The organism is Aeromonas sp. 159, assembly GCF_963862045.1.
Lineage (GTDB): Bacteria > Pseudomonadota > Gammaproteobacteria > Enterobacterales > Aeromonadaceae > Aeromonas > Aeromonas veronii.
In genome coordinates this window covers 36,657-57,438 of record NZ_CAWLMI010000037.1, presented here as the reverse complement: position 1 = coordinate 57,438, position 20,782 = coordinate 36,657, and the positions used below count along the sequence as shown (strand labels likewise).

Here is a 20,782-nt window from a genome sequence, read left to right as displayed (position 1 = left end):
AAACTACTTTTACATGACGCAATTTTTGGTTTGTAAGCCAAAGTATTCTGATTGCAGATCTCCATAATGGCGGCCATTCACTCCCATTGAAGGTGTCCGTCATGATCCCGGTTACAGCCCTTGGCGCCATCGCAGCGCTCTCCATCGCCATCATCCTCATTTTGAAGAAGGTGCCGCCCGCTTACGGCATGATCGTGGGGGCTTTGGCCGGTGGCCTGATTGGCGGTGCCGATCTGACCCAGACCGTCGCCCTGATGATCGGCGGTGCCCAGGGGATCACCACAGCTGTGATGCGGATCCTGGCGGCCGGTGTACTGGCGGGCGTGCTGATCGAATCGGGCGCCGCCACCACTATCGCCGAGACCATCGTCAAGAAACTTGGTGAAACCCGCGCCCTGCTGGCGCTGGCGCTGGCAACCCTGATCCTGACTGCGGTCGGCGTGTTCGTGGATGTGGCCGTCATCACGGTGGCGCCCATCGCGCTGGCCATCGCCCGCCGTGCCGACCTCTCCAAGGCGGCCATCCTGCTGGCGATGATCGGCGGCGGCAAGGCGGGCAACGTCATGTCCCCCAATCCCAACGCCATTGCCGCGGCTGACGCCTTCCATCTGCCCCTCACCTCTGTGATGGCGGCGGGCATCATCCCGGGTCTGTTCGGTCTGGTGATGGCCTACTGGCTGGCCAAGCGTCTGAACAACAAGGGCAGCAAGGTTGCTGCTGATGAAGTGGTGAGCTTTGCCGGTGCCAAGTTGCCAGGCTTTGCCGCCGCCATCAGCGCACCGCTGGTCGCCATCCTGCTGCTGGCTCTGCGTCCTGTTGCCGGTATCGTGGTGGATCCGCTGATTGCGCTGCCCCTCGGTGGTCTGGTCGGCGCCCTGATGATGGGTAAATTCAGCAAGGTGAACCAGTTTGCGGTCTCCGGTCTCGCCCGCATGGCGCCGGTCGCCATCATGCTGCTGGGTACCGGTACCCTGGCAGGCATCATCGCCAACTCCGGTCTGAAAGATGTGCTGATCAGCGGCCTGACCGCCTCCGGTCTGCCTTCTTACCTGCTGGCGCCTATCTCCGGTGCTTTGATGTCGCTAGCGACCGCCTCGACCACCGCCGGTACCGTGGTGGCCTCCAACGTATTCAGCTCCACCCTGATTGAACTGGGGATCAGCAGTCTGGCCGGAGCAGCCATGATCCATGCCGGTGCCACCGTGTTTGACCACATGCCCCACGGCTCCTTCTTCCATGCCACCGGTGGCAGCGTCCACATGGGGGTGGGTGAGCGCCTGAAACTTATCCCTTACGAAACTGCAGTCGGTCTGACCATTGCCACTGTCTCCACCCTGATGTTTGGCGTATTTGGCCTCGCCTAAGGAATTGATATGAAAATTGTTATTGCCCCCGATTCATTCAAGGAGAGCCTGAGCGCCATGGCGGTGGCTGATGCCATCGAGGCTGGTTTCAAACAGGTGTTGCCAAACGCCACTTACGTCAAATTGCCGATGGCCGATGGCGGTGAGGGCACGGTGCAATCGCTGGTCGATGCCACCGGTGGCCGCATCCTGCCGGTCGAAGTGACCGCGCCCCTAGGTAACAAGGTGCAGGGCTTCGTCGGCCTGCTGGGTGATGGCGAGCGCGCCGTCATCGAGATGGCCGCCGCCTCCGGCATCCATCTGGTGGCGCCCGAGCAGCGCAATCCGCTGCTCACCTCCAGCTTCGGCACCGGCGAGCTGATCCTGGCCGCGCTGGAGATGGGGGTGAAGCACCTCATCCTCGGTATCGGCGGCAGCGCCACCAATGACGGCGGTGCCGGCATGATCCAGGCGCTAGGCGGCAAGTTGCTCAAAGCCGATGGCTCTGCCATCGAGCTGGGTGGCGCAGGTCTCAGTGAGCTCGCAACCATCGATCTGAGCGGTCTGGATCCGCGTCTGAGCGATCTGGTTATCGAGGTAGCGTGCGATGTGAACAACCCGCTCTGCGGCCCGAAAGGCGCCTCCGCCGTGTTTGGCCCGCAGAAGGGGGCGACTCCAGAGATAGTGGTGCAACTCGATGCCAACCTCTCCCGTTATGCCGACTGCATCGAGCAGGCCCTCGGCAAGCAGGTGAAGGATATTCCGGGGGCGGGTGCCGCTGGTGGCATGGGGGCCGCGCTGGTCGGCCTGCTTGGTGCCGAGCTCAAGCCCGGCATCCAGATCGTCATCGAAGCGCTGAAACTGGCCGATGAAGTGGCCGATGCGGATCTGGTCATTACTGGTGAAGGTCGCATCGACAGCCAGACCATCCATGGCAAGACGCCAATCGGTGTCGCACGTTGCGCCAAGCAGTTCGGCAAGCCGGTGATCGGCATCTCCGGTTGCCTGACCGACGATTGCGGTGTGGTACATGATCACGGGCTGGACGCGGTATTCGCCGTGGTCAACCGCGCCATGTCTCTGCCGGAGGCGCTGGAGAGCGCCAGCACCAATATTCAACTCACCGCGCGCAACGTAGCAGCGCTCTATCGGTTGCCCCGCTGATATTTGGGTCGATGCCTGTTATTCGGGCATCGACCATCCCTTGCCCTATGCAGGTCTTTCTCAACTCATGAGAAATCCGGTTGCCCTTAGCACTTTTCGCCGACCCATCCAGGTCGGCTTTTTTATGCCTGCTCTTCGGTGAGGGGTCTGACGCTCAGCACCGGGGCGGCATCAATTTCGTCTGCATTCATCATGGATGAGATGCGTTGCAGGGAGGAGAGCAGCAGGGTCTGTTCCCACGCTTCCAGCGCCTGAAAACGCTGGATGAAGCGCTCTTGCAGCGGGGTCGGGGCCTGGGCCAGCAGGGCGCGACCTGCGTCAGTCAGTGTCGCGTGAACCTTGCGCTTGTCGGTATTGCTGCGAACGCGCTGCACCAGTTGGCGGCTCTCCAATCGGTCCATGATGGTGGTGGCGGTGGCCTGGCTCATGTTGGTGTGATCGGCCAGCTGGCGCATGGAGATCTGTCCCAGCTCATCGATCCCTTTGAGCAGCAAGAGTTGCGGGGAGGTGAGCCCGGCTTCTTTGATCAAGCGCCTGGAGTGCATGTCGATGGCACGAATAATCTGGCGCAGGGCGACCAGCACTTCATCATGTTTTTCCATGGGGTGTGCGTCATTGGAGGGCTATGGAGAGGGGCAAAATTTTCCGCCTAATTCGTCACAAGGTCAATATGGTTTTTGCTGTAATAATTTCTGCTCTAACTAATTTTGTGTTAGGTTGACGGGCATTTCACGGAATTCACCCTGACATTTGAGGAGCGAAATGATGAATGACGAGCTGGATATCAAGTCTCTGGTGGCCGAGTTACGTGTGGTCAGAGTGCGCTATGAACTGCCGGATACCTCGGCTTTCGTGCGCTATCAGCCTGCCTATGATGAAGACCCCAACAACCTCAAGGTACACCACTATGATGGTGAGTTACCCCTCTCTTGCAGTGAGACAGGTACTTTCAACCTAAAGGAGTTGGTGAATGAATTACGCTACGCCTATGTGCTGGTGCACCTCTTTCCTGACGAAAGTGCCATGAACTTCTATCTGACCGGCCTCGATACCGGCCTGGCCCAGCTGGAGTTCATCGGCGGCTCTTACGACTTCAACCGGCTCTGGATCACCAGCGGTGTCTCCAATCTGGGTGTCCCCATGGCCATCTTCCTTGGCAAGCGTCACGCCGTGAACGGCCAGCCCTCGGTTTCGCTGGTAGATCACCGCGAACAGGCGGCTGGCAAACTGGTCTATCGCGCCATCAGCGGTGCCGGTGATCATGTGGGCGAAGACTTTTTCAACAACGACTAAGGAGGCTGGATGCGAGCAAGCAAAGGGCTATTGAAAGGCCTCAACCCCACCATGGCCATGACGGCCCTCACCGTGATCACCCTGTTTTTGCTGTTTGGCGTATTTGTTCCCGATACCGCGGCCGCCTGGTTTGTCGGTGCCAAGGATCAGATTATTGCCGGGTTCAAGTGGTACTACATTCTGGTGGTCGCCCTGTTCCTGTTCTTCGCTGTCTACCTGATGTTCAGCCGTTTTGGCAGCATCCGGCTGGGTGACGACGACCAGGTACCGGAGTTCGGCTACTTCGCCTGGTTCTCCATGCTCTTTAGCGCTGGCATGGGGATCGGTCTGGTGTTCTGGAGCATCGCCGAGCCGATGAACCATCTGCAGGGCAATCCGTTCATTACCGAAGGGATGACCCCGGAAGCGGCCCAGATCGCCATGCGCCTCACCTTTTTCCATTGGGGCCTGCACCCTTGGGCCATCTATGTGATCGTTGGCCTGTCGCTGGCCTTTTTCAGTTATCGTCGCAAGTTGCCGCTGGCGATCCGCTCCGTGCTTTACCCCATCCTCGGTGAGCGGATTTACGGTTTCTGGGGCCATGCGGCCGATGTGCTGGCGGTGTTCGGCACCGTCTTCGGAGTGGCGACTTCCCTTGGACTGGGTGTCTCCCAGATGAATACCGGCCTCAACCAGATGTTCGGTATGGACGTATCGCAGTCCAACCAGCTCTGGCTGATTGGTGGCATCAGCCTGATCGCCACCCTGTCGGCGGTTTCCGGGGTCGGGCGCGGAGTGAAGATCCTCTCCGAGCTCAATATCTGGCTGAGTGTCTTCGTGCTCGCGCTCTTTCTGGTGCTGGGGCCGACCACCTATATCCTCAACGCCTATGTACAGAATATCGGTGATTACCTGCAGAACATCGTCAAACTGAGCTTCTGGACCAACACCGAGGCCAACGGCACCTCGACCTGGCAGTCGAGCTGGACGGCGTTTTACTGGGGCTGGTGGATTGCCTGGGCGCCGTTTGTCGGCATGTTTATCGCCCGCATCTCCAAGGGGCGCACCATTCGCGAGTTTGTGCTCGGCGTACTGCTGGTGCCCTCGCTGCTCGGCATGTTCTGGCTCACCGTGTTTGGCGGTACGGCGATGAATCTGGAGCTGTTTGGTGGTGGCGGTGTGGTGGCAGCGGTCAATCAGGATGTGACGCTGGCGCTCTACAAGACGGTCGAGCTGCTGCACTGGGATACCTTCGGCTGGATCGCCAAGGCTGTGCTGACCCTGCTCATCTGCACCTACTTCATCACCTCCAGTGACTCGGGCACGCTGGTCATCACCACCCTGCTCTCCATCGGTGATCAGGAGCCGCCGGTGCTGCACCGCGCCGTATGGGGTCTGGGGCAGGGATTGGTTGCCGCCATCCTGTTGGTTTCCGGCGGCCTGGCGGCCTTGCAGGCGGCCAGCATCATAGCCGCGCTGCCCTTCTCGGTGATCATGTTGGCGATGTGCTATTCGCTGATGCTGGGGCTCAAGCAGGAGAGCCAGCGCCAGTTCGAGTATCGTCAGAACCTCAAGCGCCACGATGGCTCATCCCATATGAGCCTGATGGAGCGAATTGGTCCGGCATAACGGCACCAGCAGGGGTTGGCGCCCCCTCACATATCAATCTGGATGCAAAACGGCCGCCCTGGCGATGTTCTCCTTGCGGAGCTCATCATCAGGGCGGCCGTCTGTTATGGGGCCGAGGTTACTCCTCGATAAAGGTCCACTCATCCTTGATGCGGCTGATGGCATCGGTGCGCTTTTTGGCGAGCTGCTCCTTGATCTCTTCCCCTTTGAAACCGGCCGCCACTATCTCTTTCACCGGTACCGCCTGGGCGGCAGCCAGCGCTTCGGCCACATAGTCCGGCTCGGCGTAGACCCGCTCCTCGAAACCGGTGCGGCCATGGAAGTCGGCGCGGCAGGCATCCAGCAGCTGGGCAAAGCGCTCGGGGCGGCGCCAGGCATCGGCCTTGTCGAACACCTTGAGCAGGGTGGCTGGCTTGAGCTCAAAGGCGATATGGATGTGGGTATGCAGATCGCTCACCAGCAGCGCCAGATCCCGGCACTCGTTGGGAACCCGGAACCGCTCGCACAGTGCGCGAATAAGCGGCAGCCCCTTCTGGCCGTGACCGTGATGGCTTGGCCAGAACTCCTGGGGGGTCACTCCCTTGCCAAGGTCGTGGCAGAGGGCAGCAAAGCGGACGGTCAATTCCGGGGAGATCCGGCACGCCTGCTCCAGCACCATCAGGGTGTGGATGCCGGTGTCGATCTCCGGGTGCCACTTGGCCGGGGCGGGGACGCCAAACAGCGCATCAATCTCTGGGAACAGCGCCTTCAGGGCGCCGCACTGGCGCAGCACCTCGATAAAGATCTGCGGGGTCGGCCCCAGCAGCACTTTTTCCAGCTCCTTCCAGACCCGCTCCGGCGTGAGGTGGGCCAGCTCGCCAGCGGCCGTCATCTCGCTCATCAGGGCGAGAGTTTCCGGCGCTATGGTAAAGCCCTGAGCGTGGAAGCGGGCGGCGAAGCGGGCGACCCGCAGGATACGCAGCGGATCTTCGGCAAAGGCAGGGGAAACGTGGCGCAGCAGCCGTTTTTCCAAATCCTCGATGCCGCCGTAGGGATCGTGGAGCTGGCCCTGATCATCCTCGGCGATGGCGTTGATGGTGAGATCCCGGCGCAGCAGATCCTGCTCCAGGGTCACATCGGGGGCGGCGTGGCAGACAAAGCCGATGTAGCCCTGACCCTGTTTGCGTTCGGTACGGGCGAGGGCATACTCCTGCTGGGTTTTGGGGTGAAGAAATACCGGAAAGTCGCGACCGACCTGGGTAAAACCCAACGCCAGCATCTGCTCCACGGTGGCGCCGACCACCAGATGATCCCTGTCGCCCTGCGGCAATCCCAGCAGGCGATCCCGCACTGCGCCCCCAACCAGATAAGTCTGCAAACCGTCTCTCCCGTCATCAATCGTGGGGCCGAGTATATCGTCTTTGTTACCGCTTTGCTGCCTGGCCACCACCTGCCCGCAGCGTCAGTCAGCGCGGCTTTGACTTGGGCGTGACGAGGCCTTACGCTGCCGCACCAGACAGCTGGCGCTGTGCTGCGGGTTGACTGTATGCCCGCTCAGGCCAGATGAGCCGAAGGAACCGCAGAGTTCCCCTTATATCAACGACATGAGAACAACGTGAATCAATCAACCTTCGCAAGCCGGGTTCTGGAGTGGTACGAGCTTCATGGCCGCAAAACCCTGCCCTGGCAGCAGGAGAAGACCCCTTACCGGGTCTGGGTCTCGGAGATCATGCTGCAGCAGACCCAGGTCGCCACAGTCATCCCCTACTACCAGCGTTTTATGGCGCGCTTCCCCGATGTGGTGGCGCTGGCCGATGCCCCTGTCGACGAGGTGCTGCACCACTGGACCGGGCTTGGCTACTACGCCCGGGCCCGCAACCTGCACAAGGCGGCTCAGCAGATCCGCGATCACCACCATGGTCTCTTTCCCGAGCGCTTTGACGAGGTGATGGCGCTGCCGGGGATTGGCCGCTCAACCGCCGGGGCCGTGCTGTCGCTCTCTCTGGGTCAGCCCCACGCCATCCTTGATGGCAACGTGAAGCGGGTACTCACCCGCTGGCTGGCGCTGCCGGGCTGGCCCGGTCAAAAACAGGTGGAGAACGAGCTGTGGGAGATCGCCATCCGGCTCACCCCCAAGCTGGGGGTGGCGCAATACAATCAGGCGATGATGGATATCGGGGCGACAATCTGCACCCGCAGCAAGCCTGCCTGTGATCGCTGTCCGGTGCGGGCCGATTGCCAGGGGCTGTCGCAAGGCAAGCCTACCGCTTATCCCAACAGCAAGCCCAAGAAGAGCATTCCGGCCCGTGACGGCGTCATGCTGCTGATCCGTCACGGCGATGAGCTGCTGCTGGAGAAGCGGCAGCCGCAGGGGATCTGGGGCGGGCTCTACTGCTTCCCGCAGGTGGCCTCGCTGGCGGAGGTGGATGGTCTGCTGGCGTCCCTCGGCCTGAGCCATCACCGTTATCGTGAACTGGCCGGTTTTCGCCATACCTTCAGCCACTTCCATCTCGATATTCAGCCGTTGCTGATTGACATTGATGAGGCGCAGCCGCTGCGGCTCATGGAAGCAGATAACCGACTCTGGTATAACTTACGCCATCCTGCCGAGGTGGGGCTGGCGGCCGCCACGGCCCGTCTGCTCGCCTATCCAGAGTTACAACCATAGAGGTCAACATGAGCCGTACTGTATTTTGCCAACGCCTGAAAAAAGAGGGCCCGGGTCTGGATTTCCAACTCTATCCCGGTGAGCTCGGCAAGCGGATTTTTGACAACATCAGCAAGGAAGCCTGGGCCGAGTGGCAGAAGAAGCAGGTGATGCTGATCAACGAGAAAAAGCTCAACATGATGAATCTTGAGCATCGCCAACTGCTGGAAAAAGAGATGGTCAGCTACCTGTTTGATGCAGGTGAAGTGCAGATCGAAGGTTACACCCCGCCTGCCCAGTAAGCTCTCCGGCTGTTGTACGTGTGAACAGGTGCGGAAATGGCGCCACACTGGCGTGACCGCTCCTGAAGTCGCAGCAAATGAATGATGGGCAGCTCTGCTGCCCGGTTTGAGGATCCTATGGGCCGAATTTTTTGGCTGCTGTGCACCCTGCTGTTTCTCTCTGCCTGCTCATCCTCCCCCAAGCCCAGCGGGAGTGAGGATGACGATCTGGTCAACGGCAAGGACATCCGCGGTTTTGAACACATGATCAGCGCGCTCTCCCATAACGTGAACGAGATATGGGGGCGGGAGGCGCTGTTTGCGGGCAAGTTTGACTACGTAAAATACACGGATCAGTACAAGAGCCGGGCCCACATCGACTTCTCCAGCGGCCACATCATGGTGGAGACGGTCTCGGGCATCGATCCCCGCGCTCACCTGCGTCGCGCCATCATCGAGACCCTGCTGACGCCGGACGATCCGGCCGAAGTGGATCTTTACTCCGACCGGGAAATTCTGACTGGTGGCGAGCCTTTCCTCTACGGTCAGGTGCTGGACAACCAGCGCCAGCCAATCCGCGCCTCCTGGCGCGCCGAGCGTTATGCCGATTACCTGCTCAACACGGCGATGAAGAAGCGCACTTTGGGGATTCGCACCATCTTCTTCGTCGATATTCCCATGGTGGCCAACCATGAAGATCGACGGGGCTACAAGTATGCGGGGATCATCCGGGAAGCGTCGCGCAAATACGGCGTGCCGGAGAGCCTGATCTATGCGGTGATCAAGACCGAGAGCAGCTTCAACCCCTATGCGGTGAGCCATGCCAACGCTTATGGCCTGATGCAGGTGATCCCGGCTACCGCCGGTCGTGACGTCTATGTTCGGGTCAAGGGCAAGAACGGCCAGCCGACCCGGGAGGAGCTGTTCAACCCGGCCTACAACATCGATGTTGGTACCGCCTATCTGCACCTGTTGCAGACCGTCTATCTGGCGGATATTCAGGATCCGCGCTCCCGTCGCTATGCGGTGATCTCCGCCTATAACGGTGGTGCTGGCGGGGTGCTCAATACCTTCTCCAGCGATCGCAAGGCGGCGCCGGGCCGGATCAACCGGCTCTCCCCCGAGGCGGTCTATCAGGTGTTGACCGAGCAGCATCCCAAAGAGGAGGCGCGCCGTTACCTCTACAAGGTCAATCAGGCCGAGAAGGGGTTCAAGAGAGCCTTTGCCAGTCGGGCCGGTTAAGCGGTGACGCTGGGTTAACCATGCAAAAGGGCGCTTGATATCAAGCGCCCTTTTAACGTCTGGCCAGTTCGTCGTTGAAGTGGCCTTATTTGGCGATAAAGCCGCCCTTGGTCTGCGGGGCCGCGCCCACTTTCTCCAGGGTTTTCACTTCCACTTCGGTTTTGTTCCAGCTGTGGTCCACTTCACCACGGATGCGGATCTGATCATCCGGGCCCACTTCGGTGCCACGCCACACATCCTGATCCACTTCGACCTCCACCTCACCGCTGGCGTCGCGGAACAGATAGTTCTCGCCGCCCAGGTGCTTGACCAGTTTCCCTTCCAGGGTGGCCCAGCTGTCATCGGCCAGATCTTTCAGTTGAGCAACGGAAACCTTGTTCTGCTCCTGCGGGCCGGTATAGGCCGCCATGGCAAAAGAGGAGACAGACATCAGGGTCAACAGTCCGATTACGCTTGCGCTTGCCTTGTTCATTTCATACTCCTGTCGTTGGTATGGGGGCATTGTGCCGGGGGGGGCGTGAAACAAGCGTGAAAGAAATAGGCTGGTGTGATTGTCTGTTTTGTGAGCGCAAGCGATTTCATCGGTGGCGGAACATGTGTGATTTCATCTGGAACTGTAATCTGTCGTCTTCACCAGAAGTCAGTGGCAGCAGACTCTTCCCATGCCTGTCGCCACTCGAGGAGAAGTCCGCAGGTCTCACCTGCTTAATCGAAGAGCATAACAATATGAAAAAATGGCTTGTTTGTTTATTGGGGTTAATGGCATTGACCGCGCAAGCGGCAGAGGGACGCCAACCTTTTTCCCGGGTTGTGATGTTTGGTGACAGCCTCTCCGACACCGGCAAGATGTACAAGAAGATGCGGGGGTATCTCCCCTCCAGCCCACCTTACTTCAACGGGCGTTTCAGCAACGGACCAGTGTGGCTGGAGCAGTTGGGTGACGAGCGTTTCCCCGGTCTGGTCGTGGCCAACGAGGCGGAAGGCGGTGCAACCGCGGTGGCCTATAACCATCTGGGGGCTCTGAATGGCTGGCTCGGTTTCTGGTCCTGGGATCCCAAATATCAGGTGATCAACAATCTCGATTACGAGATCGATCAGTTCCTGAAAAAGGACAAGTTCCGCCCCGATGATCTGGTGGTGATCTGGGTCGGTGCCAACGACTATCTGGCCTATGGCTGGAACACCGAGCGGGATGCGGATCGGGTGATCGATACCATCCGGCTGGCATCCAACCGGTTGGTGCTCAACGGTGCGCAGCAGATCCTGCTGTTCAACATCCCGGATCTGGGGCAGACCCCGTCAGCCCGCAGCATGAAGGTGGTGGAGAAGGTGCGCCATGTGGCCAGTTACCACAACCAGAAGTTGCAGAACCTCACTCGAGAGCTGGCTCCCCTTGGCATCGTGAAGCTGTTCGAAGTGGACAAGCAGTTTGACGAGATGATGCGCGATCCTCAGCCGTTCGGGCTGAGTGACACAGAACACGCCTGCTACGGTGGTGGCTATACATGGAAGCCGTTCTCCGGCAGCGCCGCCGAGGTGGCTGCGACCCCGGCTTTGAGTGTCTCCGAAAGAGTGGCTATTGCCGGTAACCCGATCCTGGCGCAGGCGGTGGTGAGCGGGCAGGCAAAAGGGCGAGCAGCGACTCTCAACTGCGATGAGCATATGTTCTGGGATCAGGTGCATCCGACCAGGACGGTGCACAAGGTACTAAGCCAGCGTGTTGCTGACTTTATCGATCAGCACTACGAGTTTGTTCGTCACTGATATCGCTTCGGGCCAGCATGTTGCTGGCCTTTTTTCCCTTTCAGCCCTCATCTGTGCGTCTTTTTGCGTCATATCCAGTTCAAATAACAAACGTTTGTTGCTGTTTTTGTAACGTGGTTGCGTTAGAGTGTTTTTTGTTAATTGATATCAGTGACTTGAAAATAGGCTAACGTTGATATGCTGCGATCGCTTTTGGGTGGTTGCACCTATAAGACGAGGTGATATCAATCAACCTCCTCCTACATAAAGTTGCAGAGGCTCAAACATGAAAAAATCCTTGATTACCTTGCTGGTTACCGGCTTGCTGGCGGCCAATGCCCAGGCTGCCGGTCAGGACAACACCTGGTATGGCGGTGCCAAACTGGGTTGGTCCAACTTCTACGGCATTGATGAAAGCAATGCCCTGACCCTTGGCAATGAGACCAACGATGCCTTGGGTGCAGGCGTGTTTGGCGGTTATCAGATCAACAAGAATCTGGGACTGGAGCTGGGTTACGACTACCTGGGCAAATATAAATACGACGCAGTGAAGAGCGGTGCAGCTTTTAGCGATGAGGTGACTGCACAGCTGGCTCAACTGACCCTGAAACTGGGTTTCCCGGTTACCGATAATCTGGATCTGTATGGTCGTGTCGGTGGCGGTTATGGCTGGGCTGATACCAAGAGCGATGTCTACAAAGATGACAGCCGCTTTGTCATGGTCGGTGCACTGGGTGCCGAGTATGCGTTCAATCTCGACTGGGCCGCTCGCCTGGAGTATCAGTACACCACCCCGTATGGCAGCCGTGATGATACCGGTCTGCGAATGGATAACGGCCTGCTCTCGCTGGCAGCGGTTTATCGCTTTGGTCAGGTTGCCCCTGTGGCGCCCGCTCCGGCTCCGGAACCTGCTCCTGCACCTGTGATGGTTGAGAAGCAGTTCACCCTGAGCTCCGATGTGCTGTTTGACTTCAACAAGGCGACCCTCAAGCCAGAGGCCAGCCAGGCACTGGATAGCCTCTATAGCCAGATTGAAGAAGCACGGCCCAAAGATGGCGTGGCAACCGTAATTGGGCACACCGACCGTATCGGTTCCGATGCCTACAACCAGAAACTCTCCGAACAGCGTGCCCAGACCGTTGCCAACTATCTGGTTGGTAAAGGGATTCCGGCCGCCAAGATCAATGTGGAAGGGCGTGGTAAATCCTCACCGGTTACCGGCGATAGCTGCGTCAGCAAGTCCAAGCGTGAGCTGATCGTCTGCCTGGCTCCGGATCGTCGTGTTGATGTGAAAGTCGAAGGTGTCAGCGAGGTGCAGGAGTAATCCTTCACACTGAGCAGCGTTCCACTAGGGCTGGAATGAACAGCCCCTGTCGGAGCAGGAGAGACCAAAAAGCCAGTCAGTTGATCTGACTGGCTTTTTACATTGGCATTGCGGTCGGGCAGGGGACTAAATCAGGAAGGGAGCGGCATCACCCGGTTGCGCCCCAGCTCCTTGGCCTTGTAGAGCAGCTTGTCGGTACGTTCGACCAGACAGTCTGCACTCTCCTGACCGTTGAACTCACCCACGCCAAACGAGGCTGTGATGTGGTCAATGCGGCGGCCCGATTTGCGATCCAGAATCGACATCCGCTCGATGGCGCGGCGCATGCTCTCCGCCATCTGTCTGGCCAGCGCCAGCGAGCGATGGGGGACCAGCATGGCGAACTCCTCCCCACCCAGCCGATAGGCGGTGACCCCCTCCTTGCAGGCATCGCGCAGCCGTTTGCTGAAGGCGCGCAGCACCTGATCGCCGAGCAGGTGACCATATTCGTCGTTGAAGTTCTTGAAGCGATCGATATCGGCGAGGATCAGCGAGAAGGGGTGCTGGCTGCGGATCAACCCCTCCAGCTCCAGATCGAAGGCGCGGCGGTTGAGCAGGTTGGTGAGGGCATCCTCGTTGGCCAGCTTGCGCGTCTCGTTGAGCGCGGCCCGCAGCTCTTTGATCTCTTTCTCCGCATTGCTGAGCTGGTTGCGAAAGTGCATGGTGGACATGCGCACATCCCTCGATTCGCGCACCAGCTCCCGCAGGATCCCCATGGTGTCTTCCAGGCTGAAGCCCTCGTCATCAATGCGGCTGAGCTTGTCAAAACTCTTGTCGAGCATCTCCTGAAACATGCCGGTATCGGAGATGGCGTCCTGCATGGAGTGGCCGAGCTCATTGGCCATGGCGGCGAGGCTCAGTTTCATCGCCTCCATCTGCTTCTCGTCCTGAGCGGCCAGATACTGGTGATAGAGTCGCTCGCAGGTGGTGAGCGAGCAGGTTCCTTGCATTTTTACTGCCTGATCAATCGCCTGGTTGAGCTCGGGCATGCTGGCCGAGACATAGTTGTACCACAGGTGGTAATTGTCCGGCGTCGTGGGGATCTGGTACTTGATCATCAAGGGCACCGCCTGTTTGAGATAGGCGGCGGATTGGGCAAATGTGTCCTTACTCATGAGTTCTGTGTCTCATCATGCCAGCGAACTGAAGATAGTATGACAGAGAGATTGGCCAAAAGGCAGCCGATGGATGCCATTCGCCCCCCCCTCCGATATAATGGCACCGTTACCACCTACCCTAAGGCCTGCTTATGTCTCAAAAAGATCCTTTCCTCGAACGCGAGGCCGAAAAATACGATAACCCCATCGCCAGTCGCGAGTTGATCCTGGAACTCATCAAGGGCCATGAAAAGCCCATGTCCCGTGAAGAGTTGGCCAAGGTCCTCAAGCTGAAAGATGAAGAGCCGTTGGAAGCCTTGCGTCGTCGTCTGCGCGCCATGGAGCGTGATGGACAACTGGTATTCACTCGCAACCAATGTTATGCCCTGCCGGATCGCCTGAATCTGGTCAAAGGTTATGTAATCGGCCACAAGGATGGCTTCGGTTTTCTGCGTCCGGAAGGTGGTGGTCCGGATCTGTATCTGAACAACCGAGAGATGCAACGCCTGATGCATGGCGATTACGTGCTGGTGCAGCCGACCGAGATCGACCGCAAGGGTCGTCAGGAAGCGCGTCTGGTGCGCCTGCTCAAGTCCCGTGAGGCAGACATTGTCGGCCGTTACTTCGTCGAGAATGGCGTTGGTTTCGTGGTGCCGGATGACAGCCGTATCGGCCAGGACATCATCATCCCGGAAGGGGAGAACAAAGGGGCTCGCCAGAGCCAGGTCGTAGTTGTGCGCATCAATCAACGCGCCACCTCCCGCATCAATGCCGTCGGCACCGTACTGGAAGTGCTGGGCGAGAACATGGCGCCGGGCATGGAGATCGAAATTGCCCTGCGTACCCACGGTATCCCGCACACCTGGCCGGAAGAGGTGACCAAAGAGGTTGCCGGTCTCGGCGAGCAGGTGCCGGAGAAAGCCAAAGAGGGCCGCATAGACCTGCGCGCCCTGCCGCTGGTCACCATCGACGGAGAAGACGCCCGTGACTTCGATGACGCCGTCTTCTGTGAAGCCAAGCGTGGTGGCGGCTGGCGTCTGTGGGTTGCCATTGCGGACGTTTCCGCCTACGTGAAGCCGGGCACCGCTCTCGATACCGAAGCGTATCAGCGTGGCAACTCCGTTTACTTCCCCGAGTTCGTGGTGCCCATGCTGCCGGAGGTGCTCTCCAACGGCTTGTGTTCCCTGAACCCGCAAGTAGACCGCCTCTGCATGGTGTGCGAGATGACCATCTCCGCCGCTGGTCGCATGTCCGGCTACAAGTTCTACGAAGCGGTAATGAACTCTCACGCCCGTCTGACCTACACCAAGGTTGCCGCGATCCTCGATGGCGATCCCAAGCTGCGCCAGCAGTATGATCCGCTGGTGGGCCATATTGAGGAGCTCAACAACCTCTACAAGGCGCTCAAGCATGCCCGTCACCAGCGCGGTGCGGTGGAGTTCGAGAGCGAGGAGACCCGCTTCATCTTCAACGCCCAGCGCAAGATCGACCGCATCGTGCCGCTGGTGCGTAACGACGCCCACAAGATCATCGAAGAGTGCATGATCCAGGCGAACGTGGCTGCTGCTCGTTATATCGAGAAGAACGAAGCCGCCGCCCTGTTCCGGGTCCACGACCGTCCGGGCGAAGAGCGTCTGACCGGTTTCCGCGATTTCCTGGCCGAACTGGGTCTGGAGCTCAAAGGCGGTCTCGAGCCCGAGCCGAAAGACTTTGCCGAGCTGGCAGCCAAGTTTGAAGGGCGCCCGGATGCGGAGCTGCTCTCCACCATGCTGCTGCGCTCCATGCGTCAGGCCATCTATCAGGCTGACAACATCGGTCACTTCGGTCTGGCGTTGAAGTCCTACGCCCACTTCACCTCGCCAATCCGTCGCTATCCCGACCTGATCCTGCACCGGGCGATCAAGTATCAGACAGCCAAGGAGCAACAGGGCAACCTGCGCCACAAGTGGACCCCGAGCGGTGGTTATCACTACCAGCTGGAAGAAGTGGACCCGATGGGCGAGCACTGCTCCATGACCGAGCGCCGTGCCGACGATGCGACCCGCGATGTGGCCGACTGGCTCAAGTGCGAGTACATGCTGGATCACGTGGGTGACGAGTTCGACGGCGTCATCGCCAGCGTCACCGGCTTTGGCTTCTTCGTGCGTCTGGCCGAGATCCACATCGATGGTCTGGTGCACGTCAGCACCCTCACCAACGACTACTACCAGTTTGATCCCCTGCACATGCAGCTGATCGGCGAGAACTTCCGCCGTCGCTACCGTCTGGGTGACAAGGTGCGGGTCAAGGTGATGGGCGTGAACCTGGACGATCGCAAGATCGACTTCGTGATGGTCGAAGAGCCGCTCAAGGCCACCGGCAAGAACGCCAAAGAGATGGCGCGCAAGCAGGCCGAGATCAAGAAAGAGAAGGCCAAGAGCGCCCAGCGCCACGAAAAACGTAAAGAGGGCAAGGATCACGGCAAATCCGACAAGGGTGGCCGTGCCAAACCGAGCAACAGACGACCGAGCAAAAAGGCTCGCGATAAGGCCAAGAGCACTAAATGAGTACTGAACTGATCTACGGCATTCACGCTGTATCCGCGCTGCTGGAGCGCACCCCGGAGCGTTTCATCGAGGTATGGGCGCTGAAGGGGCGGGATGATGACCGGCTGCAACCCCTGCTGACCGAGCTGGAGTCCCTCGGCCTCAAGGTGCAGAGCGTGAACCGCAAGACCCTTGATGACAAAGCGGAAGGCAACAATCACCAGGGCATCATGGCCCGGGTGAAAGAGGCGCCGAAGCTCGCCGAGCACGATCTGGCCAGCTTGCTGGACGAGTTAGCGGCACAACAGAGCCAGCCCTTCCTGCTGGTGCTGGATGGCGTGACCGACCCGCACAACCTCGGCGCCTGCCTGCGCAGCGCCGATGCTGCCGGGGCTCATGCGGTGATCGTGCCGCGGGACAAGGCCACCGGCCTGACCCCGATCGTGCGCAAGGTTGCCTGTGGCGCGGCCGAAGTGGTGCCGCTCATTCAGGTCACCAACCTGGCCCGTACCCTGCGCGAATTGCAGGAGCGCGGCGTCTGGATTGTCGGCACCGCTGGCGAGGCCGATCACGACCTCTATCAGGCCAAACTGACCGGCCCGATGGCGCTGGTGATGGGGGCTGAAGGCAAGGGGATGCGCCGTCTGACCCGCGAGCACTGCGATGAGCTGGTGAGTATCCCGATGGCGGGGGCGGTATCCAGCCTCAACGTCTCGGTGGCAACCGGTGTCTGCCTGTTTGAAGCTGTGCGTCAGCGCCGCGCTTGATCATGCTGACTGACAGACCCCCCTTCGATTGGGCGCAGGTCGCAGATAAAGAGGAGGCCGCGCGCCTCCTCTCTTTTGCCCGCCCGCTGACCCTCAGCCCGAAAAGCTGCCTCTGGCACGCCGGTGACAGCCCGGATCTGCTGGTCAGGGTGGAGCAGGGGCTGCTGCGGGCCAAGCTGGTGCTGGAGGATGGCCGCGAGTACATCAAGGAGTTCTACTGGGAGGGGGACGAGTTTCTCGACTTCCACCACCTGCTCAGTGGCGAGCCTGCCCGCTACAGTGTGGAGGCGCTGGAGCCCTGTCGTCTGCAGCTGTTCCAGTTGGCCGACTTACGCCAGCTGCCCGGCTGGCCGCGCTGGTATCAGCACCTGCTGGAGGTGCAGCTGCGCATCAAGGAGGAGAAGGAGCAGTTGCTGCTGACCGGCAGCCCGCAGGCACGCTATCAGCACTTTCTGGACAGCTTTCCCGCACTTGATGCCAGAGTGCCTGACCACCAGATCGCCGCCTATCTCGGTATCACACCCATCAGCCTGAGCCGCATTCGCAAAAGGTTGCGTTTTGTTTAATAAAGGCTGAGGTTCATAGTCTTACGTTAGTGTTGTTCTCATTTGAGTTCAAAATTACCATGTGTAGTATTTTCAACGGAATGCGGAATTTACCCATGAGATGGTCATTAACCGTGGGTCAGTTAGTTTTAACGCTTTTTGGCAGTATTTCGGCGGCTTACTCTGCTTCATTTGACTGCTCAGTTGCTGGCACAGTAATAGAGCGAGAAATTTGTCATAACCATGGACTTGGTGTTCTGGATGAACAACTTGCTGAATCATATCGATATCTGATCAAAAGAGCCCCGTTAGCTAAACGGAGTGTGCTGCGCACTGAACAGCGACAGTGGTTGAAACAGCGTAATAGCTGTAGTGAACAGTCATCAATGCTGGTGCATTGTCTGAAAAATAGTATGACTGAACGGCTCAAAGCGCTTGATGAGCGTCTGTCACTTCAAGAGCAAGAGTTTGCCAAGGTTGTGAGTTCAATTCCTAGCAACCCTGCTGTCGCCGCGACCAAATTAAAGGACTACAGCACAGCAGAAGCATCAGCCTGGTTGGTCTATCTCAATCAGTTTGAGCCAACTAGCAAGGTGAGTGATGAACTGGCTCAAGCCCGCTATGAACAAGCGTTGGCTAATTTCAGCGACAAATCTGTCGCTCTTATGGCATCAGACAATGGTTACGATGCGGCTACCACAAAGGCTAAGGCTGCGCTCATTCTGCTACGTTTAGCCCTCGAAGATGCCTCCAGAAATGAATCACAGATGCACTGTTTTATTTTTAAGCGGGTCGGTTGGCCTGCGTATGAGGCATTTGGCGGGTTCTGGGGTTCCAGTCGTGACAGTCAAGTGCCCTATTGCACAGTGCCGAAGAATTTGTTCAATCAACCCGCATGGAAACGGCTGTGGCAGACACTGGAGGTCCAGATGGGGCGAGTGTCCCCGAATTTTGGCACGATCGTGCATGGATACTATGCCAGTTGGACGATCAATGAGTTGCACGTCAATATTGCTCCGCAGGATTTTATGGAAATAGAGCAGAAGTTCATGTCAACCCAACCAGTCGAGCCGCGCCTCAGCAACTGGGATGAGAAATCTTGGCCGGCCATAGAACGTGACGCTGTGATTAAGGCTCTTCCTACTGTTCGCCAGATCACCAAGATGTGGTTGCAGGATGAGAAGGGAATGCAGGCATCGGCTGCCACAATTGCTGCGAACAATATTGTTGCAATTTGGATGAACCAGAGACTTGATCTCATCGAAGAGTTTTCTGGGGCTGAATAACTCGTTACAGGCACTGAACTTAACAAAGGTTAATGCAGGGCGCTGGCGCCACGATTATGCTGGCAGGCCGAACTGATAAGGAGTTGCCGATGAACTGGATCCTGAAACCCTGGTCTGAACTGACCACTGACGAGTTGTATGAGTTGCTGGCGCTGCGGGCCGAGGTGTTCGTGGTGGAGCAGACCTGCCCCTTTCAGGATCTGGACGGGCTCGATCGCCGCGAGGGGGTCTGGCACCTGCTCGGCTATCAGGGCGACCAGCTTGCTGCTTACGCGCGGATCATGGCGCCCGGCATCGGCGATGAGAGCGGTGCCGCCATCGGTCGGGTGGTGACCTCACCCAAGGCGCGCGGCGGTGGTTTTGGTCATAAGCTGATCGGCGAGGCGGTCGAGGCGTGTGAGGCGCGCTGGCCGACTCACAGCATCTGGCTGGGGGCACAGGCTCATCTGCAAGGCTTCTACAGCCAACACGGTTTTGTGGCGGAAGGGGAGGGCTATCTCGAAGATGATATCCCCCATATGGGAATGCGCAGAGTGGCGGTATAACCACTCGTCAGAGTGATTCAGAATGCAGAAGGGCCATCCCGCGGGATGGCCCTTCTCTTTATCGCTCGGCGATCACTTCTTCTTTTTCTTCTTGGCGGACTTCTTCTTGTCGACCGGCTTTTTCTTCTTCACCGGTACCCGCGCTTCCTTGTGTTTCGGGCGCAGCTCGTCGATTACCCGGCGTTTGAGGCGCTCCTCGGTGTAGCGTTCGATCTTGGCGACCATCGCCATGTCGTGGGCTTCTACCAGACTAATGGCACAGCCACGGTTGCCGGCGCGGCCGGTACGGCCAATCCGGTGGACGTAGACATCGGCGCCGTAGGGCATGTCGTAGTTGATGACATGGCTGACGTTCGGCAGGTCGATGCCGCGGGCGGCGACGTCGGTGGCGATCAGGAAGGGCACTTCCCCTTCGTGGAACTTGCGGATCGACTCGATACGCTTGCTCTGCTCCATCTCGCCACGGATCCAGGCGCAGGAGATACCTGCAGCCTGCAGCTGGCCGGAGAGCTCCGCCAGACGCTCGCGGGTCTTGACGAAGATGATGGCTTTCTGGGTTTCCGGATCTTTCAGTATATGGGTCAGCAGCGCCAGCTTGTGGGCGGCGTCATCAGCCAGATGGATCCACTGGGTGATGGGGCGACGTTCGCTGCGGGGCGGCTCGGCGTGCAGCTCCACCGGATCCTTGAGGATCTCGTTGGCGAACTTCTCAAGGCCGGCCCCTTCCAGGGTGGCGGAGAAGAGCATGGTGTGCTTGCGGTAGCGCGCTTCGGCCACGATGCGGTTCACATCCTTGATAAAGCCCATGTCCAGCATGCGGTCCGCTTCATCCAGCACCAGCACTTCGATGTCGTGGCTCTCGAACTCCTCTTTCTCGATGTACTCGAGCAGACGGCCCGGGGTGGCGACCACGATGTCGGTGGTCTTGGTCAGAGCAGGCAACTGCTCTTCATGGCTGACGCCGCCGATGATGGTCTCGATGCTGAGGTTGGTGTGAGCCGCCAGCGCCTTGGCGTGGGCGGTCACCTGCAGCGCCAGCTCACGGGTCGGGGTCAGGATCAGCATGCGGCAGGGGCCCGGCTTGCGGCGCGGGAAGTCCAGCAGGTGCTGGAGTGCCGGCAGCAGGAAAGAGGCGGTCTTGCCGGTACCGGTCGGTGCGGATGCCAGAATATCGCGGCCGTCCAGGGCTGGCTCCAGCACCATCTGCTGGATGGTGGTGGGGCGGGTGAATCCCATCTCGGCCAAGGCCCGGTTGAGGGCTGGGTGCAGGTCGAAATCATCAAAGGACTGGCTCATGGCAATACTCGGTCATTAAGGAAACGGCAGATTATAGGCGATTATCTCGTCGGCTCCT

Annotated in this window: 19 protein-coding genes; 14 read left to right on the top strand and 5 right to left on the bottom strand. The window is 59.0% G+C overall.

Features of this window, described 5'->3' with window-relative positions; all coding sequences use genetic code 11:
- Window positions 1-101 precede the first annotated feature (101 nt).
- Together AACR14_RS07780 and AACR14_RS07775 are read left to right on the top strand one after the other, a co-directional pair.
- Window positions 102-1,364, top strand: coding sequence for a GntP family permease (locus AACR14_RS07780; protein ID WP_005340326.1), 1,263 nt, complete (start codon window positions 102-104; stop codon window positions 1,362-1,364).
- A gap of 9 nt (window positions 1,365-1,373) precedes the next feature.
- Window positions 1,374-2,507, top strand: a complete 1,134-nt coding sequence (locus AACR14_RS07775; protein ID WP_019445744.1) for a glycerate kinase — start codon at window positions 1,374-1,376, stop codon at window positions 2,505-2,507.
- 122 nt (window positions 2,508-2,629) lie between these two features.
- Here the strand turns inward: AACR14_RS07775 and AACR14_RS07770 are convergent, their stop codons facing one another.
- Window positions 2,630-3,109, bottom strand: a complete 480-nt coding sequence (locus tag AACR14_RS07770) for a MarR family winged helix-turn-helix transcriptional regulator (protein ID WP_013723454.1) — start codon at window positions 3,107-3,109, stop codon at window positions 2,630-2,632.
- 163 nt (window positions 3,110-3,272) lie between these two features.
- On the opposite strand from AACR14_RS07770, the gene AACR14_RS07765 reads away from it, so the two are divergent.
- Both AACR14_RS07765 and AACR14_RS07760 read left to right on the top strand, forming a co-directional pair.
- The gene (locus tag AACR14_RS07765; protein ID WP_019445743.1) at window positions 3,273-3,800 is read left to right on the top strand and encodes a hypothetical protein; all 528 of its coding nucleotides are present in this window, start codon (window positions 3,273-3,275) and stop codon (window positions 3,798-3,800) included.
- Between the two features lie 9 nt (window positions 3,801-3,809).
- Window positions 3,810-5,408, top strand: coding sequence for a BCCT family transporter (locus tag AACR14_RS07760; RefSeq protein WP_019445742.1), 1,599 nt, complete (start codon window positions 3,810-3,812; stop codon window positions 5,406-5,408).
- Between the two features lie 118 nt (window positions 5,409-5,526).
- Here AACR14_RS07760 and AACR14_RS07755 read toward each other — a convergent pair whose 3' ends face one another.
- The gene (locus AACR14_RS07755) at window positions 5,527-6,765 is read right to left on the bottom strand and encodes a multifunctional CCA addition/repair protein (protein ID WP_019445741.1); all 1,239 of its coding nucleotides are present in this window, start codon (window positions 6,763-6,765) and stop codon (window positions 5,527-5,529) included.
- A 237-nt stretch (window positions 6,766-7,002) separates the two neighbouring features.
- Between AACR14_RS07755 and mutY the strand changes: the two genes are divergently transcribed.
- From mutY to mltC, 3 genes are all read left to right on the top strand, one after another.
- Entirely contained in the window at window positions 7,003-8,055 is a 1,053-nt protein-coding gene (gene mutY, locus AACR14_RS07750; protein ID WP_019445740.1) for an A/G-specific adenine glycosylase, read from the top strand.
- An 8-nt stretch (window positions 8,056-8,063) separates the two neighbouring features.
- Window positions 8,064-8,336 (top strand): oxidative damage protection protein, encoded by a 273-nt coding sequence (locus AACR14_RS07745; protein ID WP_005335828.1) that lies wholly within the window; start codon window positions 8,064-8,066, stop codon window positions 8,334-8,336.
- Window positions 8,337-8,453: 117 nt separating this feature from the next.
- Complete coding sequence (gene mltC, locus AACR14_RS07740; protein WP_005354839.1) at window positions 8,454-9,557, top strand: membrane-bound lytic murein transglycosylase MltC; 1,104 nt, start codon at window positions 8,454-8,456, stop codon at window positions 9,555-9,557.
- Between the two features lie 85 nt (window positions 9,558-9,642).
- On the opposite strand, the gene AACR14_RS07735 is transcribed toward mltC, so the two are convergent.
- Window positions 9,643-10,029 (bottom strand): YgiW/YdeI family stress tolerance OB fold protein, encoded by a 387-nt coding sequence (locus AACR14_RS07735; protein ID WP_005335826.1) that lies wholly within the window; start codon window positions 10,027-10,029, stop codon window positions 9,643-9,645.
- Window positions 10,030-10,283: 254 nt separating this feature from the next.
- Here AACR14_RS07735 and AACR14_RS07730 point away from each other — a divergent pair, with 254 nt between their 5' ends.
- Both AACR14_RS07730 and ompA read left to right on the top strand, forming a co-directional pair.
- A complete protein-coding gene (locus AACR14_RS07730; protein WP_019445738.1) occupies window positions 10,284-11,321 on the top strand; it encodes an SGNH/GDSL hydrolase family protein in 1,038 nt (345 codons plus the stop codon).
- Between the two features lie 265 nt (window positions 11,322-11,586).
- Window positions 11,587-12,624 carry a porin OmpA gene (ompA, locus tag AACR14_RS07725; protein ID WP_019445737.1) on the top strand — a complete coding sequence of 346 codons (1,038 nt, stop codon included), beginning with the start codon at window positions 11,587-11,589 and terminating at the stop codon, window positions 12,622-12,624.
- 131 nt (window positions 12,625-12,755) lie between these two features.
- On the opposite strand, the gene AACR14_RS07720 is transcribed toward ompA, so the two are convergent.
- Window positions 12,756-13,778, bottom strand: coding sequence for a GGDEF domain-containing protein (locus AACR14_RS07720; RefSeq protein WP_019445736.1), 1,023 nt, complete (start codon window positions 13,776-13,778; stop codon window positions 12,756-12,758).
- Between the two features lie 134 nt (window positions 13,779-13,912).
- On the opposite strand from AACR14_RS07720, the gene rnr reads away from it, so the two are divergent.
- From rnr to AACR14_RS07695, 5 genes are all read left to right on the top strand, one after another.
- On the top strand, window positions 13,913-16,306 hold the full coding sequence (gene rnr / locus AACR14_RS07715) for a ribonuclease R (RefSeq protein ID WP_019445735.1): 2,394 nt from the start codon (window positions 13,913-13,915) through the stop codon (window positions 16,304-16,306).
- Entirely contained in the window at window positions 16,303-17,052 is a 750-nt protein-coding gene (gene rlmB / locus AACR14_RS07710) for a 23S rRNA (guanosine(2251)-2'-O)-methyltransferase RlmB (RefSeq protein WP_019445734.1), read from the top strand. Before rnr ends, rlmB begins: the two co-directional genes overlap by 4 nt.
- Window positions 17,053-17,054: 2 nt before the next feature.
- A complete protein-coding gene (locus AACR14_RS07705; protein WP_026034970.1) occupies window positions 17,055-17,618 on the top strand; it encodes a Crp/Fnr family transcriptional regulator in 564 nt (187 codons plus the stop codon).
- A gap of 95 nt (window positions 17,619-17,713) precedes the next feature.
- Complete coding sequence (locus AACR14_RS07700; protein ID WP_156808795.1) at window positions 17,714-18,883, top strand: lysozyme inhibitor LprI family protein; 1,170 nt, start codon at window positions 17,714-17,716, stop codon at window positions 18,881-18,883.
- Window positions 18,884-18,972: 89 nt separating this feature from the next.
- A complete protein-coding gene (locus AACR14_RS07695) occupies window positions 18,973-19,428 on the top strand; it encodes a GNAT family N-acetyltransferase (protein ID WP_019445731.1) in 456 nt (151 codons plus the stop codon).
- Between the two features lie 72 nt (window positions 19,429-19,500).
- On the opposite strand, the gene srmB is transcribed toward AACR14_RS07695, so the two are convergent.
- Window positions 19,501-20,724 carry an ATP-dependent RNA helicase SrmB gene (srmB, locus tag AACR14_RS07690; protein ID WP_005343175.1) on the bottom strand — a complete coding sequence of 408 codons (1,224 nt, stop codon included), beginning with the start codon at window positions 20,722-20,724 and terminating at the stop codon, window positions 19,501-19,503.
- Window positions 20,725-20,782 lie beyond the last annotated feature (58 nt).

Coding starts and splice junctions, on each gene's coding strand:
- AACR14_RS07700 (WP_156808795.1), top strand. CDS start 17,714: ATGAGATGGTCATTAACCGTGGGTCAGTTAGTTTTAACGCTTTTTGGC.
- AACR14_RS07765 (WP_019445743.1), top strand. CDS start 3,273: ATGAATGACGAGCTGGATATCAAGTCTCTGGTGGCCGAGTTACGTGTG.
- rlmB (WP_019445734.1), top strand. CDS start 16,303: ATGAGTACTGAACTGATCTACGGCATTCACGCTGTATCCGCGCTGCTG.
- rnr (WP_019445735.1), top strand. CDS start 13,913: ATGTCTCAAAAAGATCCTTTCCTCGAACGCGAGGCCGAAAAATACGAT.
- AACR14_RS07780 (WP_005340326.1), top strand. CDS start 102: ATGATCCCGGTTACAGCCCTTGGCGCCATCGCAGCGCTCTCCATCGCC.
- AACR14_RS07745 (WP_005335828.1), top strand. CDS start 8,064: ATGAGCCGTACTGTATTTTGCCAACGCCTGAAAAAAGAGGGCCCGGGT.
- AACR14_RS07695 (WP_019445731.1), top strand. CDS start 18,973: ATGAACTGGATCCTGAAACCCTGGTCTGAACTGACCACTGACGAGTTG.
- AACR14_RS07720 (WP_019445736.1), bottom strand. CDS start 13,778: ATGAGTAAGGACACATTTGCCCAATCCGCCGCCTATCTCAAACAGGCG.
- AACR14_RS07735 (WP_005335826.1), bottom strand. CDS start 10,029: ATGAACAAGGCAAGCGCAAGCGTAATCGGACTGTTGACCCTGATGTCT.
- AACR14_RS07760 (WP_019445742.1), top strand. CDS start 3,810: ATGCGAGCAAGCAAAGGGCTATTGAAAGGCCTCAACCCCACCATGGCC.
- AACR14_RS07730 (WP_019445738.1), top strand. CDS start 10,284: ATGAAAAAATGGCTTGTTTGTTTATTGGGGTTAATGGCATTGACCGCG.
- AACR14_RS07705 (WP_026034970.1), top strand. CDS start 17,055: ATGCTGACTGACAGACCCCCCTTCGATTGGGCGCAGGTCGCAGATAAA.
- AACR14_RS07770 (WP_013723454.1), bottom strand. CDS start 3,109: ATGGAAAAACATGATGAAGTGCTGGTCGCCCTGCGCCAGATTATTCGT.
- AACR14_RS07775 (WP_019445744.1), top strand. CDS start 1,374: ATGAAAATTGTTATTGCCCCCGATTCATTCAAGGAGAGCCTGAGCGCC.
- mltC (WP_005354839.1), top strand. CDS start 8,454: ATGGGCCGAATTTTTTGGCTGCTGTGCACCCTGCTGTTTCTCTCTGCC.
- ompA (WP_019445737.1), top strand. CDS start 11,587: ATGAAAAAATCCTTGATTACCTTGCTGGTTACCGGCTTGCTGGCGGCC.
- srmB (WP_005343175.1), bottom strand. CDS start 20,724: ATGAGCCAGTCCTTTGATGATTTCGACCTGCACCCAGCCCTCAACCGG.